Origin of the sequence: Streptomyces kanamyceticus (assembly GCF_008704495.1) — a bacterium.
Lineage (GTDB): Bacteria > Actinomycetota > Actinomycetes > Streptomycetales > Streptomycetaceae > Streptomyces > Streptomyces kanamyceticus.
In genome coordinates this window covers 6,294,277-6,307,248 of the sequence record NZ_CP023699.1, presented here as the reverse complement: position 1 = coordinate 6,307,248, position 12,972 = coordinate 6,294,277, and the positions used below count along the sequence as shown (strand labels likewise).

At 69.9% G+C, this 12,972-nt stretch carries 13 protein-coding genes; 4 read left to right on the top strand and 9 right to left on the bottom strand.

Annotated features, from left to right (window positions below):
* Window positions 1–40 precede the first annotated feature (40 nt).
* Both CP970_RS27090 and CP970_RS27085 read right to left on the bottom strand, forming a co-directional pair.
* Entirely contained in the window at window positions 41–373 is a 333-nt protein-coding gene (locus tag CP970_RS27090; RefSeq protein WP_055545373.1) for a hypothetical protein, read from the bottom strand.
* Between the two features lie 157 nt (window positions 374–530).
* The gene (locus tag CP970_RS27085) at window positions 531–2,942 is read right to left on the bottom strand and encodes an immune inhibitor A domain-containing protein (protein WP_055545372.1); all 2,412 of its coding nucleotides are present in this window, start codon (window positions 2,940–2,942) and stop codon (window positions 531–533) included.
* 491 nt (window positions 2,943–3,433) lie between these two features.
* Between CP970_RS27085 and CP970_RS27080 the strand changes: the two genes are divergently transcribed.
* Complete coding sequence (locus tag CP970_RS27080) at window positions 3,434–3,712, top strand: hypothetical protein (RefSeq protein WP_055545371.1); 279 nt, start codon at window positions 3,434–3,436, stop codon at window positions 3,710–3,712.
* A 124-nt stretch (window positions 3,713–3,836) separates the two neighbouring features.
* On the opposite strand, the gene CP970_RS27075 is transcribed toward CP970_RS27080, so the two are convergent.
* Both CP970_RS27075 and CP970_RS27070 read right to left on the bottom strand, forming a co-directional pair.
* Window positions 3,837–4,553, bottom strand: a complete 717-nt coding sequence (locus CP970_RS27075) for an RDD family protein (protein ID WP_079043342.1) — start codon at window positions 4,551–4,553, stop codon at window positions 3,837–3,839.
* 101 nt (window positions 4,554–4,654) lie between these two features.
* Entirely contained in the window at window positions 4,655–6,166 is a 1,512-nt protein-coding gene (locus CP970_RS27070) for an RDD family protein (RefSeq protein WP_150494048.1), read from the bottom strand.
* A 290-nt stretch (window positions 6,167–6,456) separates the two neighbouring features.
* Between CP970_RS27070 and CP970_RS27065 the strand changes: the two genes are divergently transcribed.
* Complete coding sequence (locus tag CP970_RS27065) at window positions 6,457–6,942, top strand: SsgA family sporulation/cell division regulator (protein ID WP_055555065.1); 486 nt, start codon at window positions 6,457–6,459, stop codon at window positions 6,940–6,942.
* A gap of 52 nt (window positions 6,943–6,994) precedes the next feature.
* Here CP970_RS27065 and CP970_RS27060 read toward each other — a convergent pair whose 3' ends face one another.
* Complete coding sequence (locus CP970_RS27060) at window positions 6,995–8,365, bottom strand: FAD-binding oxidoreductase (protein ID WP_055555073.1); 1,371 nt, start codon at window positions 8,363–8,365, stop codon at window positions 6,995–6,997.
* 108 nt (window positions 8,366–8,473) lie between these two features.
* Here CP970_RS27060 and CP970_RS27055 point away from each other — a divergent pair, with 108 nt between their 5' ends.
* Window positions 8,474–9,982, top strand: a complete 1,509-nt coding sequence (locus tag CP970_RS27055; RefSeq protein ID WP_079043974.1) for a tetratricopeptide repeat protein — start codon at window positions 8,474–8,476, stop codon at window positions 9,980–9,982.
* On the opposite strand, the gene nthA is transcribed toward CP970_RS27055, so the two are convergent.
* The 4 genes from nthA to hppD all read right to left on the bottom strand — a co-directional run bounded on the left by nthA (window position 9,945) and on the right by hppD (window position 12,350).
* The gene (gene nthA / locus CP970_RS27050; protein ID WP_055555067.1) at window positions 9,945–10,532 is read right to left on the bottom strand and encodes a nitrile hydratase subunit alpha; all 588 of its coding nucleotides are present in this window, start codon (window positions 10,530–10,532) and stop codon (window positions 9,945–9,947) included. The two genes, CP970_RS27055 and nthA, sit on opposite strands and share 38 nt — an antisense overlap.
* Window positions 10,529–10,813 (bottom strand): SH3-like domain-containing protein, encoded by a 285-nt coding sequence (locus CP970_RS46025; protein WP_055555069.1) that lies wholly within the window; start codon window positions 10,811–10,813, stop codon window positions 10,529–10,531. Before CP970_RS46025 ends, nthA begins: the two co-directional genes overlap by 4 nt.
* On the bottom strand, window positions 10,806–11,087 hold the full coding sequence (locus tag CP970_RS46020; RefSeq protein ID WP_055555071.1) for an SH3-like domain-containing protein: 282 nt from the start codon (window positions 11,085–11,087) through the stop codon (window positions 10,806–10,808). The genes CP970_RS46025 and CP970_RS46020 overlap by 8 nt, the downstream gene beginning before the upstream one ends.
* 108 nt (window positions 11,088–11,195) lie before the next feature.
* Window positions 11,196–12,350 (bottom strand): 4-hydroxyphenylpyruvate dioxygenase, encoded by a 1,155-nt coding sequence (gene hppD, locus CP970_RS27035; RefSeq protein ID WP_150494046.1) that lies wholly within the window; start codon window positions 12,348–12,350, stop codon window positions 11,196–11,198.
* A 121-nt stretch (window positions 12,351–12,471) separates the two neighbouring features.
* Here hppD and CP970_RS27030 point away from each other — a divergent pair, with 121 nt between their 5' ends.
* The gene (locus CP970_RS27030) at window positions 12,472–12,942 is read left to right on the top strand and encodes an Lrp/AsnC family transcriptional regulator (RefSeq protein ID WP_055549677.1); all 471 of its coding nucleotides are present in this window, start codon (window positions 12,472–12,474) and stop codon (window positions 12,940–12,942) included.
* Window positions 12,943–12,972: the final 30 nt, after the last annotated feature.

Here is a 12,972-nt window from a genome sequence, read left to right as displayed (position 1 = left end):
GACGCACCCGCAGACATGGACCGTATTGCCCGCGGAGCGCTTAGAAGCTGCCCCGGACCGGCCTGGTGCGGCTCTGCCGTCTCAGCGCCCTGATCGGATGCCACAGCTCCCGCGCGTCGTCCGGTGCCGTGCGCCATATCAGGCCGTCCGGGTGGTGCAGGACCGCCGTGATCTCGTCCGGGGTCGGCGGCTCCGCGTTGCCGCGGAGGTACACCGCCCGCATGCCCAGGTTCCGCAGCCTCGTCAGCGCCCTGGCGCGGTTCACGGCGTGCACGATCATGCGGACCGTGCCGCCGCCCGGCGACGGGCTCGGCAGGGTCAGCGCCACCACCACGCTGCCGTTCGGCAGCTTGCAGAAACCTCCTGCGGACATGCTTCGTCACACCCCCGTGAGACATCGCGGGACATCGCGCGAGACCCCTGGCCGGGTCCCGCGTCAATAAGAAATCCACAGCACGCACCTAAACACGATCGGCCGCCGCCCGCTAGAGGGCGACGGCCGATCATGGCTTGACCTGCAATAACGCTAATTACTTCGTGGAGGGACCCACCTGGACCGTGATCGTCGAGCCATCCTTGGGCTGCTTGATGATCTTGATCTGAGTGTTGGTGTCAGTGACCTTGACACTTCCCGTGGGGTTCTCCTTGTACCAGTAGGTGCCCTTGCGGTCGTCGAAGACCGGGACGCCCTTCTGGGACTTGACCTTCAGCGCGACGTCCGCGTTGTGGAGCGTGAGCTTGTCCGTCGCGAACTTGCTGAACGGCGCGTCGAACGGCTGGATCTTGTTGCGCAGAACCGTGCCGTCCGCCCACTTCAGCGGCTTGGCGTGCGCGTCGACCGGAAGGATCAGGCCCTCGCCGGGGTGCGCGCTGGTGTTGTTGTCCTTCTGCGAGGTGTCCCACTGCCAGACCATCAGGCCGGTCTGGTACGGGTAGTGCTCCACCCAGTCGGGACGGGCCTTCGAACCGAAGTTGTACGGGCCGACCTTGAGGGTCTTGTCGTACGACACGTACTGGCGGTTCTCGGCGAGGTAGTACTGGTCGTACTTCTTGGTGAAGGACTCGCCGATGCGCGAGAAGCCCTTCGCCGTCCAGCCGTTGTCGTCGCCCTCGGCGCCGTCCTCGAAGAGCTTGGTGCCGTCCGCGGTGACCGCGAGGGCGTCGGCCGCGAAGCCCTTGCCGCCCGCGCCGCCGTCCGTGGAGTAGCGGAAGCGGACGTCGATCTTCTTGCCCGCGTAGGCGTCGAGCGGGAAGACCAGCTTCTTGTACTTGGCCGAGGCGCCGGTCAACGCGGGCTTGTCACCGGCGTCGCGCGGGATCGGCTTGCCGTCCGCGGTGCCGTCCACCGGCGTCCAGTTGGCGCCGCCGTCCGTGGAGACCTCGGTGTACAGCCAGTCGTAGTTGGCCTCGATGTCCCACCAACCGTCAAGGGAGAGGTCGGCCTTGGACTTGCCGGTCAGGTCGACGGACCGCGTCAGGGTGTTCTTGAGGTCGTCGCCCTGGTCGCTCCACCACTGCTTGGAGCCCTCGGTGGGCTTGGTGACCGTGGTGGTGACGGGCTTCTTCGGCAGGTCGACGACGAGCGCCTGACGGTGCCTGGTGTTGTACTCGGAGACGCCCAGCTTGTGCTCGGAGGTCGTCGCGGCCTTGGCCTTGGCGTAGTCGAGCCAGCCCAGCTGGAACTTGTCCCAGGCGGTCATGTCGCCCGGCAGGTCACCGATCGAGTCCTTGCCGGTGCCGAGCCAGGAGCCCGCCGACATCAGCGACCAGAAGCCGACCGAGTTCTCGCCCTTGCCCGTGGTGTCGTACAGGTCGGGCAGACCGAGGTCGTGGCCGTACTCGTGGGCGAAGACACCGAGTCCGCCGTTCTCCGGCTGCATCGTGTAGTCGCCGACCCAGATGCCCGAGTCGCCGATCTGGGTGCCACCGGCCTTGTTGTTGCCGGGGCCGGTCTTGCCCGCGTCGTTGCCGTACGCGTACCAGCGGTGCGCCCACAGGGCGTTGGTGCCCTCGGCGCCGCCGCCGGCCGACTCGTCCTCGCCCGCGTGGACGATCTGGAAGTGGTCGATGTAGCCGTCGGGCTCGTTGAAGTCGCCGTCGCCGTCGAAGTCGTAGCGGTCCCAGAGGTCGTACTTGGCCAGGTCCGCCTTGATCTGCGCGTCCGTACGGCCCTGGGCCTTCTGGTCCTTGGTCCAGGCGGTCACGCCGTCCTTGACCGCGTCCCAGACGCTCGGGCAGTTGGTGTCGCCGCAGTAGTTCGAGCCGTAACGGGCCTCGTTGTAGTCGACCTTGACCCAGTCGGAGACCTCACCGTCGACCGAGTAGCGGCCCGACGAGGTCTTCTCGTAGTAGGTCTTCAGGGACTCCTTCTGCTTGCCCTTGGAGTCCTTGCCCTTCCCGAAGTACAGGTCCTGGAAGTGCTTCTGGTTGTAGTCCTTCTGCCAGGCCGTGCTGTTGTCCTTGGCACGGTCCGGCTTGGCTATCTTGTTGTGCAGGGGACCCGGCTTGCCGCCGTATTTCTTGACCGGCTGCTCGGGGCCCTCGGGACCGTCCGGGTCGTACATGGTCGTGTCGTCGACCTTGTCCCCGAACTCCACCAGGATCGTGAAGATCTTGTCGGTCTTCTCCCTGCCGAGCTCGACGTACTTCTTGTCGTCGAGCTTGACGACCTGGGAGCCGCCCTTCTTCTGGACCTTGGCGTCACCCGCGACGACCTGCTGCAGGGCGGCCTTGCGCTGCTGCGCCTGCTGCTTGCTGAACGGCCCGTCCAGGTCGTGGTCGACCTGGGCCTTGGCCCTCGAGGGGTCCTGCCGGTCGATGGCCGGCGCCCCGCCCGAGGTGCCGCTGTCGGCCGTCGCGGTCGCCGCCGAGTACGTCGCGGCGGCCGCGGCCATCGCCACGGCCACCGCGGTGGCTCTGAACGCCCGTGTTCTGACTGTCACTTGATGCTGTCCTCCCCCGCGCCCGCGCGAGAATTGGCGGACCGAGATCCCGGTCGGAGGAGGTCCGCGCGCGATGTACGCGTCACAAGTGACGACATTCGACCGGAAGTACGGGAGAAAAGACAGACCTTGACTTGAACAGGCCAAGTGCACTATGCAGGCTGCGGGATCCGGTATGCGGACACGGGGCACTCCCCCACGGAAAAGGTCAACGGGCGCGTCGTACCGTCCACTTACTGGACGCCATGAACCCGTGCGCCCCCTGTGCTCCGGCACCGTGGGTTAGGTCACGCTTACCAGCCGTTCCCGTCGGGCATGCAGCGGAATAGAGTCAATCGACGGTGCGCTACCGCGCGAGGCGGCCAATCCCAAGTCGCCCCCGTCGAGCCCCCTTTGATTCGCATACAGCAGTTCATACATCCGCATTCACCCTCATAGCCAAAAGCTTGGGGGGAACACTGCCGAGGACGGATCACGTCATGCCTCGTCCCATGCCTCGTCCGACCACCGCACAGATCACCTACGGTTCCGTGACCGTCGTCTTCTCCACCCTCGCCATGCTGCTGCTCTCCCAGACCAGTTCCGGGGTCGGCATCGCGGTGATAACCCTGGCCGCTCTCGGCCTCGGCATATTGGTGGCGCTGACGGTCCCGTTCCCCAAACCGGCCGCACCCGAGGCCCTGGTGCTGTCCGCCGCCCCGGAGGAGCGAGTACCCGCGCAGCGCGGCGTGCTGGCCGAATCCGTGGCGAGCGAGACGGCCCGCTCGTAACAGCGAGCACGCGGCAGCGAGTTCGTCACAGCGAAACGGCGGGCCCGTTTTTCACGGACCCGCCGGATCAGGTGCCACCGCCGCACCTGGCGTCGACAGCTCGGCGCCGACCCCCCTCTGTGGGTCAGGCGCTGACCACCACTGTCTTCGCGGCCTTGTCGTGCAGGCCCTGTTTGTAGGGCTTGTCGAAGAAGCTCCAGCCGCCGCAGATCGCCGTCCAGATGCAGGCGCAGCAGAACGCGAACGGCAGCCAGAGGACGGCCGCGCGGGCCAGCGCGGTCTGCAGGGTGGGCGTCGCCCCGTCGTTGAGGTTCGCGACGCGCATGCCCAGCCACTTCTTGCCGAGCGTCTGCCCGGACTTGGAGATCATGAAGCTGTCGTACGCGATGTAGAGCACGGCGGCCAGCAGGGACTGGCCGAACGACTTGCCCGTGTTCACCTTGTCCGGGTCGATGTCGTACTCGGCCGTGCCGAAGAGCCACGACAGCAGGCCGACGACGATGCCCACCAGAATCATGTCGATGATGCGGGCGAGCACCCGCTTTCCGCTCTCGGCCAGTGGCGGCATCCCGGCGAGGGGGTCCTGCCCGCCGTAGCCGCCGGGTCCCCCGGCTGAGCCATAGGGATCGCCGCCGTAGGGCGGGGGCGGCGGCGGAGTGCCGTAGGGGGAGCCGCCGCCGTCTCCCGGGGGTGGGCTCCCGTAGGGGGAACCGCCGCCGGGTGGCGGGGCGTCGTACGGGGAGCCGCCGCCCTGCGGGGGCTGCTGCGGAGGCTGCTGTGGGGGCTGCTTCTTGAACGGGTCGTCGTCCGGGGGCGGGTATTGCGGCGGTTCGGTGCTCATGGCCCGAGTCGACCGCGAAGGACCACACTCCGCATCCGGCGAGCGGCTGACCGGGTTACCCCACCGGACGCGTACGGGTCACGCCGCGGCAGGGCCCGCCGTCATCCCGCGACGAACGTATTTGCCGCCTTGTCGTGCCAGCACTGCTTCCAGGGCCTGTCGAAGAGGCACCACAGCACGCCCACGACACCGATCACGAGGACGCCGGGGACGCTGTACACCAGCCACCGGCGCAGCGCCGCCCCGAACGTCGGCGTCTCGTGCCCCTCGATGTCCCGCACGTCGATCCCGCACACCTTCTTGCCGAGGGTGCGGCCCCACTTGGCGGTGGGCAGCGCCTCGTACACGACGCCGAAGAGCAGCAGGACGGCGAGGACGAGGCCGAGGTAGCCCGCGGTGGTGCCGTCGAGCAGCCAGACCGTGGTCTTCTCGCCGGACATCTTGGCCACGTCGATCTTGCTGTCGACGTGGTCGGCGGCCTTGGCGCCGAGCGGCAGCGCCGCGGCGCCGGTGACGGCGACCAGGACGACGGTGTCGACGAGCCGCGCCGCGAGCCGCCTGCCGAGCCCGGCGGGCCTGGCCGACGCCTGGGCCTGCGCGAGCGCGCCGAACGGGTCGCTGGCAACGGGCTTCCACGGCACGACGGGCTGTCCATCGGCGCCGGGCGCGGGGGCGGCCTGGCCCCCGGGGCCCGCGAGCTGGTGGACCTGCTGGGCCCAGGAGGGCGAGCCGCCGCCGGGTCCCGCGGTGACGGGCGAGGGGGCGGCCGAGGGGGCACCGCCCTGCTGCGGGACGGCGGGCTGGGACTGGGGCTGAGGTTGGGACTGAGGCTGGGGCTGCGCGGGCGCGGCCGCCTGCGGCGGTACGGAGGCGGACTTGGGCCGCAGCGCGCGGATCGCCATGGTGCCTTCGGTGCCGCCGGACGCGGCGGGCGTGGCGGAGCCCGCGGGCCGCACCGGACCCGTCGGGCGGCGGAACGTCACGGTGCCCTCGCCCGTCGGCGGCTTCGGCGCACCCGGCTTCATGGCGCGGATCGCGACGGTTCCGGGGTTGCTGTGGTCGTCGGCGGGAGCGGGAGCCGTGGGGGAAGCAGGAGAAGCGGGAGGCGCGACGGGCTCGGGGGCCTCGGGGGTTGCCGGAGTCCCCGGCGCCTGCGCGCGAGGCGCCGCGTCGCTCGGCACGCGCGGGTCGCTCTGTCCCTGGGCGCCCCAGGAGATGCGGCGCTCGGCCTCGCTGCCGAGGCCGGACTGCCGGGTGGCGTCGGCCCCCCAGGCGGACGCGGGCTCGGGGCGCGAGCCGTGCTGCGCCGGGTCGTCGGCGTCGGGGGCGGGCCCGGACGCGGGTTCGGCCGCAGGTGCGGCGGCCGCCGGTTCCTCGTCGAAGAAGACGGGCCCGGTCTCCTCGGCGGGCGCGGGGAACACCGGGGCCGCCGGGGCCACATGAGCCGCTCCGGGCGGCGCGGGCAGGGGTTCGCCGTCGGTGGGCGCGGGACGGCTCGTACCGGGCACCCAGGCGGCACCGTTCCAGTACCGGACATATCCGGGAATGGACGGATCCGGGTAGTAGCCTTCGCGGGGCCTGTCGTCGCCTGGGGCCGGAGTTGGGGCGCTCATGTCCGTCGTCCCGTATCTGCTCGGGGGTCTTTTAGGTGCTCCACATCTATCAGACGTCCGTGTCCCACTGGGCCGGTCCTGCCCTACGGACCACTTTCCGGGCACGCTCCCCACACTTCCCCCGCGCCGCGCGCACCCCCGCCCCGACACCCCTTCGCGCACCTCGCCGCACCCCTCAAAAAGTCGCGCGAAGAAATTTTCCCGAACCCGCGTAATGCTCCGGCGATCTCGCGCTCTCCACTCGTACGGGTCCGCTCCCAGGGCCCGCACGAGGAAAGGAAGCACACGACATGCACTCTGTGGTGGAACGCGAGCTCGAACTCAAACTGGTCCTCTCGCCGGAACGGGCCATCCCCGTCCCGGCCCGCCTCACCTACCGCTCCGACGATCCCTACGCCGTCCACATCGCCTTCCACATCGGCTCGGAGCACCCGGTGAACTGGACGTTCGCCCGCGAGCTCCTGGTGGAGGGGGTGTTCAGGCCCTGCGGTCACGGTGACGTGCGGGTCTGGCCCACGAAGGTGGAGGGGCGCAGCGTCGTCCTGATGGCGCTCAGCTCGCCGGACGGCGACGCCCTCCTGGAAGCCCCCGCCGCGGCCGTGTCCGCCTGGCTGGAGCGGACGCTGCGGGTGGTTCCTCCGGGCTCTGAGTCCGAGCAGCTCGGCATCGACGACGGCCTCGCCGAGCTGCTCGCACCCACACCCGGCCGCGGCCACGCCGATGAGCTGTGGCTCAGCGACCCCTGGCCCTCGGACGAGTCCAAGGACGGTGAGTGAGCTCCGCCGCCACGGGGGCGACCGCGGAGAGAAGAAGGACGAAGGGTCAGAGTCAGAAGAGCTTGCCCGGGTTGAGGAGTGAGTGCGGGTCGAAGGCCGCCTTGACGGCCTGCTGCATCTCCACTCCCACCGGGCCGATCTCGCGTGCCAGCCACTCCTTCTTGAGGACCCCGACGCCGTGCTCGCCGGTGATGGTGCCGCCGAGTTCCAGGCCGAGGGCCATGATCTCGTCGAAGGACTCGCGGGCGCGCCGTGCCTCGTCGGGGTCTGCCGCGTCGAAGCAGACGGTGGGATGCGTGTTGCCGTCGCCCGCGTGCGCGCAGACCCCGATGGTCAGGCCGTACTTCTCACCGATGCGCTCGACGCCTTCGAGCATGTCGGCGAGCCCGGTGCGCGGTACGCACACGTCGTCGATCATCGTGGTGCCCTTGACGGCTTCGAGCGCCGTGAGGGACAGCCGCCGCGCCTGGAGCAGGAGTTCCGACTCCGCGGCGTCCTCGGCCGGGACCACCTGGGTGGCTCCCGCCGCCTCGCAGAGCGCGCCGACGGCGGCGAGGTCGGCGGCGGGGTCCGGGGTGTCGAAGGCGGCGAGCAGCAGCGCCTCGGTGGTCTCGGGCAGCCCCATGTGGGCCAGGTCGTTCACGGCCTTCACGGTCGTACGGTCCATCAGCTCCAGGAGCGACGGGACGTGACCGCCCTCCATGATCTTGCAGACCGCGTCGCAGGCGGCCCCTGACGAGCTGAACTCGGCGGCGAGGACCAGCTGTTGCGGCGGCTTCGGCTTGAGCGCGAGCACGGCGCGGACGACGATGCCGAGGCTGCCCTCGGAGCCGACGAAGAGCCGGGTCAGGTCGTATCCCGCGACGCCCTTGGCGGTACGGCGTCCGGTGCTCATCAGGCGACCGTCGGCGAGGACGACGTCGAGCCCGAGGACGTACTCCGCGGTGACTCCGTACTTCACGCAGCAGAGCCCGCCCGAGGCCGTGCCGATGTTGCCGCCGATGGTGCAGGTCTCCCAGCTGGAGGGGTCCGGCGGGTAGTAGAGGCCGTGTTCGTTGACCGCGCGGGAGAGCGTGGCGTTGACGACGCCCGGCTCGACGACCGCGATCCGGTCGACGGGGCTGATCTCCAGGATGCGGTCCATCTTGACGAGGGAGAGCACGACGCAGCCCTCGCTGGCGTTGGCGGCGCCCGACAGGCCCGTGCGCGCGCCCTGCGGGACGACGGGGACGCGCAGTTCGGTGGCGGTGCGCATGACGTGCTGGACCTGCTCCACGGTGCGTGGCAGGACGACCGCGGCGGGGACGCCCGCGTCGCAGAAGCTCGCCATGTCGTGGGAGTACGCGGCGGTGACGTCGGGATCCGTGAGGACCGCCTCGGCGGGCAGGCCCTCGTGGAGGAGTTCGATGAGTGTGCGGCTCATGATCACAGCCTCGCACCCGGGGCCATCGGTGTGAACCCGTGTGCGACGCCGATCCGTGCCGCCGGGATGTGCTCTTCGTATTGAAGTCATTGCCGCACAGTGAGCGTCATGAGGCCTTCGGTGAAGCGTCTGTTGATCGCGTCCGTCGCGGGGAGCGTCGTGCTCGGCGGCGTCCTGGTGCTGCTGCCCTCGTCGGGCGGCACGTCGGCGCCGCCCGCGCTCGGGCCCGCGGGACGCGCCATGGTGGCCGTGGGCGCGGGCGTGCCCGCCGCCCTGCCCGATCTGACGGCGCTCATCGGGGAGCGCGAGGCGCAGGTGCGGGCGCACCCCCGCGACGACCAGTCCTGGGCGGTGCTCGGCTCGGCGTACGTCGCACGGGGCGTGCGGACCGCCGACGCCGCGTACTACCCGAAGGCCGAGCACGCCCTGCGCGCCTCGCTCAAGGCAAGGCCGCGCGGGAACGCCGAGGCCCTGACGGGTCTCGCGACGCTGGCCAACGCCCGGCACGACTACCGCGCCGCCCGCACCTGGGGCGAACAGGCGGTCCGGCAGGCGCCGAAGCGGTGGACCGCGTACCCGGCGCTGATCGACGCCTACAGCGGTCTTGGCGACTCCAAAGCCGTCGGCAGGGCACTGGAATCCCTCCAGGAACTGGGCTCGGGCCCCTCGGTCATGACGCGGGCCGGGCAGGTCTACCGCGACCGCGGCTGGCGCGAGGACGCGGGCGCCGCGCTCGCCGACGCGGCGGCGCTCGCCGAGGCCCCCGCGGAGAAGGCGGCGTGCCTGTACCGCGTCGCCGAGCTCGCCTGGGAGCGGGGCGAGCCGACGGAGGCGCTGCGCTACTACGACGCGGCGCTCGCGGCCGACCCGGAGCACCACCCCTCCCTCGCGGGCCGGGGCCGCGCCCTTGCCGCGCTCGGCCGCTCGTCGCAGGCGCTGCACGCCTACCGTTCGGCGCTCACCAAGCAGCCGACGCCCGAATACGCCCTGGAACTGGGCGAGTTGTACGAGTCCCTGAAGCTGCTTCCGGCGGCGCGCGCGCAGTACGACGTGCTGCGGGCGCGGGTGCGACAGGAGAGCGCGGACGGGGTCGACAACGAGCGCGTGCTCGGCCTGTTCGAGGCGGACCACGGGGACGCGGACGCGGCGGTGGAGCGCCTCACCGCCGAGTACAAGCGACACGGCAGCCCCGCGACGGCCGACGCCCTCGGCTGGGCGCTGCACCGTTCCGGCGACGGCGAGGCGGGCTTGAAGCTGGCCACGAAGGCGATGGAGAAGGGCCCGCGCAGCGCGCTGTTCGCCTACCACCGGGGCATGATCGAACGGGAGCTGGGCTCCTATGGGGCGGCGCGCCGCCACCTCGGCGAGGCGCTGCGGATCAACCCGTTCTTCTCGCCACTCGGGGTACCGGCGGCGAAGGCCGCCCTCGCCTCGCTGGGCGACCCCCCGGAGGGCGGCCCGGAAGAGATGTACGCCCCAACTCCACCAGCAGCGGCGCCCCTTAAGGGGCGCGGGGCTGTGACATCTGCGGCTCCGCCGCGTGGGCGCGACAAGCCACGACGCGACCCGCAGGTGAAGCTCAGAGAACCCCGGTCCCGATCAACGCGTTCCGGGTGACAAGCGAGGCCAGCTCCCGCTCGGTCAGAGCCTCCGTGCCTGCCGGGCGAAGGGGCAGGACCAAGTACCGCGTCTCCGCGCTGGAGTCCCAGACGGTGACGTCCACCGAGGACGGCAGCTCGACCCCGAATTCCCGTAGAACCTCAAGAGGCTCACGTACGACCCGCGAGCGATAAGCCTCACTCTTGTACCAACTCGGCGAGGGCCCAAGCAGCCGCACCGGATAGCAGGAGCACAACGTGCACACGACGACGTTGTGCGTACGAGCCGTGTTCTCGACGACTCGCAGCCGCTGCGGCTGAACTCCCCCCGCCGAGAAGCCGAGTTCGGTCACGGCGGTGGTGCCGTCGGCGAGCAGCCGTTCCTTGTACGCGGGGTCCGTCCAGGCCCGCGCGACGACGCGCGCGCCGTTGAGCGGGGTCGCGCCGCTCAGGAACGCGTCGAGCATCTCGTCGAGCGCGGTGCCGACGACGACGCCCCGATCCTCCAACAGGGTTTCCAAGCGTCGTACCTGACGCGAGATCAGCGCATCGTCATGCGTACCGCTCATGAAGCCCCGTCCTCCCACTCCAAGTAGCTTTCCCACAGGTCGAGTACGACGTGGTGATCGCCCTCGCCCCACAGCTCGCGCGCCGCGAACCGCACCGCGTACACCTGCTCGACGGGCGCGTCGTCCCTGCCCTGCGAGCGGACGTCGGCCAGCGGATGACGGCCCTCGGGCTCGACGACCACGCCGTGCTTGCCGCGGGCGTAGCGCGGCAGGCGGGTGTGGTGGGGCGGGTCGTGGCGCACGGTGCGCACGTGGGCGCCGGGCCGGTAGCGGTCAGTCATCGAGGTCCGCCATGGCGACGACGCCCTTGCGGTCCAGGAGCGTACGGATCGCGTGGAACCAGCGCTCGTAGTACGAGGCCGCCAGATACGCGGAGGGCTCCATCGTCTCGATGGCGTCCCTGAACTCGTCGAGGTTGTAGACGCCTTCACGTACGAGTGCGCTGTTCAGGGCGAACACGCGCGCTTCCCAGTCGGCGTGGAAGGGCTCGGTGTCGTCGCTGGTGTCGAGCGGCCCGAAGCCCTGCATGCCACCGACGTCGTTGATCCTGGCCATGGCGGCACCCTAACCGGAGCGGAACGCCGAATCGCCGGACAGGTTCGAGGAATTCGAGCCTGTCCGGCGATTGAGGACGAGCTGGGCGCAGCCCGCGACTACCCCGCGTTACAGATTGCCCCGCTTCTCCTGCTCCCGCTCGATCGCTTCGAACAGCGCCTTGAAGTTGCCCTTGCCGAATCCCATGGACCCGTGCCGCTCGATCATCTCGAAGAAGACGGTCGGCCGGTCCTGCACCGGCTTGGTGAAGATCTGCAGCAGGTAGCCGTCCTCGTCGCGGTCGACGAGGATCTTCAGTTCGCGCAGCGTCTCCACCGGCACACGGGTCTCACCGGCCCATTCGCCGAGCGTGTCGTAGTACGAGTCCGGGGTGTCGAGGAACTGCACGCCCGCCGCGCGCATCGTGCGGACGGACTCGACGATGTCGTTCGTGGCGAGCGCGATGTGCTGGACGCCGGCGCCGCCGTAGAACTCCAGGTACTCGTCGATCTGCGACTTCTTCTTGGCGATGGCGGGCTCGTTGATCGGGAACTTGACCTTCAACGTCCCGTCGGCCACCACCTTCGACATCAGCGCGCTGTACTCGGTCGCGATGTCGTCGCCCACGAACTCCTTCATGTTCGTGAAGCCCATGACCTTGTTGTAGAAGCCGACCCATTCGTTCATCCTGCCGAGCTCGACGTTGCCCACGCAGTGGTCGATGGCCTGGAAGGTGCGCTTGGCCGGGGGCTCGACGATCGGCTTCGCGGGGCCGAATCCGGGCAGGTATGGACCGTCGTAGTCGACGCGCTCCACCAGCGTGTGCCGGGTCTTGCCGTAGGTGGCGATGGCGGCGAGCACGACGGTGCCGTTCTCGTCCTTGACCTCGTACGGCTCGGTGATGCCGCGCGCGCCGTGCTCGACGGCGTAGGCGTACGCGGCGCGTGCGTCCGGCACCTCGATGGCGAGGTCGACGACGCCGTCGCCGTGCTCGGCCACGTGCGAGGAGAGGAAGTGCCCCCAGTCGGTGGAGGGCTTGATGACGGAGGTGAGGACGAAGCGGGCGGCGCCGTTCGTGAGCACGTAGCTGGCGGTCTCGCGGCTGCCGTTCTCCGGTCCGGAGTAGGCCACGAGCTTCATGCCGAAGGCGGTGGAGTAGTAGTGCGCCGCCTGCTTGGCGTTGCCCACGGCGAAGACGACCGCGTCCATTCCCTTGACCGGGAAGGGATCGGCCTCGCGCGCGGTGTCGGGGGTGGGGTGGGTGGGGTTCGCGGAAGTTGCCATGGCCCGAGGCTCCCGCCGTTCCACAAGGTGCGCAATAGTTCGCGTTTTCAGTGGTCAATCTGCACAGCGACATACCAGTATGGGCGGGCTATCTGTACATCATGACCATCCCGGAGGCGGCATGGCGATCGATCATTTGGACGGCAGACTCATCGTGCTGCTGGCGCGCGAGCCGCGTATCGGGGTTCTTGAGGCGTCCCGACGGCTCGGCGTCGCGCGCGGCACGGTGCAGGCGCGGATGGACCGGCTTCAGTCCAATGGAGTCATCCGGGGCTTCGGCCCGGAGGTCGATCCGGCCGCGCTCGGCTACCCCGTCACGGCGTTCGCGACGCTGGAGATCAAACAGGGCCAGGGCGCGGACGTACGGGCCCATTTGGCGGGTGTGGCCGAGGTTCTTGAGCTGCACACCACCACCGGTCACGGCGACATGCTCTGCCGCCTGGTGGCCCGGTCCAACGCCGATCTCCAACGTGTGATCGACCGGGTCGTGGGCTTTGATGGCATCGTCCGGGCCTCCACGGCGATCGTCATGGAAAATCCCGTTCCGCTGCGGATCATTCCGCTGGTGGAGCAGGCGTCCGAAGACCCGTGAGTCACGGACCCGCGGGTCTGCGCCGCAGAT

Coding starts and splice junctions, on each gene's coding strand:
- CP970_RS46020 (WP_055555071.1), bottom strand. CDS start 11,087: ATGGCCAGGATCAACGACGTCGGTGGCATGCAGGGCTTCGGGCCGCTC.
- CP970_RS27090 (WP_055545373.1), bottom strand. CDS start 373: ATGTCCGCAGGAGGTTTCTGCAAGCTGCCGAACGGCAGCGTGGTGGTG.
- CP970_RS27065 (WP_055555065.1), top strand. CDS start 6,457: ATGCACTCTGTGGTGGAACGCGAGCTCGAACTCAAACTGGTCCTCTCG.
- hppD (WP_150494046.1), bottom strand. CDS start 12,350: ATGGCAACTTCCGCGAACCCCACCCACCCCACCCCCGACACCGCGCGC.
- CP970_RS27055 (WP_079043974.1), top strand. CDS start 8,474: ATGAGGCCTTCGGTGAAGCGTCTGTTGATCGCGTCCGTCGCGGGGAGC.
- CP970_RS27070 (WP_150494048.1), bottom strand. CDS start 6,166: ATGAGCGCCCCAACTCCGGCCCCAGGCGACGACAGGCCCCGCGAAGGC.
- CP970_RS27080 (WP_055545371.1), top strand. CDS start 3,434: ATGCCTCGTCCGACCACCGCACAGATCACCTACGGTTCCGTGACCGTC.
- CP970_RS27060 (WP_055555073.1), bottom strand. CDS start 8,365: ATGAGCCGCACACTCATCGAACTCCTCCACGAGGGCCTGCCCGCCGAG.
- CP970_RS27075 (WP_079043342.1), bottom strand. CDS start 4,553: ATGAGCACCGAACCGCCGCAATACCCGCCCCCGGACGACGACCCGTTC.
- nthA (WP_055555067.1), bottom strand. CDS start 10,532: ATGAGCGGTACGCATGACGATGCGCTGATCTCGCGTCAGGTACGACGC.
- CP970_RS46025 (WP_055555069.1), bottom strand. CDS start 10,813: ATGACTGACCGCTACCGGCCCGGCGCCCACGTGCGCACCGTGCGCCAC.
- CP970_RS27030 (WP_055549677.1), top strand. CDS start 12,472: ATGGCGATCGATCATTTGGACGGCAGACTCATCGTGCTGCTGGCGCGC.